Annotated in this window: 1 protein-coding gene; it reads right to left on the bottom strand. The window is 66.6% G+C overall.

Going from position 1 to position 557, the window contains the following annotated elements:
- Nucleotides 1–264: 264 nt before the first annotated feature.
- Nucleotides 265–557, bottom strand: a 293-nt coding sequence (locus DD1DGNOD_RS28645) for an AAA domain-containing protein (protein WP_241255418.1), incomplete at its 5' end; no start/stop codon positions are given.

Consider the following 557-nt stretch of genomic DNA (forward strand, 5'->3'; position numbering starts at 1 on the left):
GATCAGTACCGGCGTCACCAGGGGCGGTCCTGACGCCGGTACTGATCTCGGTGGTGGTCACGGGCATCTCCTCGAGTCGATACGAGCGATCTACGTGGACGTCCCGTAACGCATCGGACCGGCAGGAGCCTACGTCACTGCTGATACAGCGGATACGGCGGATCTGTTACCGAAAAACGATAACTTCTGTAGTAATGGTGTAGTTCATTGCCCCATGCCTGCCTGCCTGCCCGTCCGGCACGACCACTCACTCGTTCGGCACGGTCACTCGGCGGGCGCGGTCACCTGTCCGGTGAGGTCGGTCCGGGCGCCGGCCCGCAGCCGCACGAGGCCCGCGAGCAGGCGCAGCTCGTCCACCGTCCGGGGAGCGGCATCCAGCAGCGCCGGTGACATCACCAGGACGGCCAGCACCTGCGCTCGGGACAGCGCGACGTTCATCCGGTTGCGTGAGAGCAGAAATTCCAGCCCGCGCGGGGCTTCGGCCGCGCTGGACGTGGTCAGCGACATGATCGCCACAGGCGCTTCCTGGCCCTGGAAGCGGTCCACCGTCGCGACCC

The sequence above is a fragment of the Candidatus Protofrankia californiensis genome (assembly GCF_900634765.1).
In the GTDB taxonomy this organism is placed as follows: Bacteria; Actinomycetota; Actinomycetes; order Frankiales; family Frankiaceae; genus Protofrankia; species Protofrankia californiensis.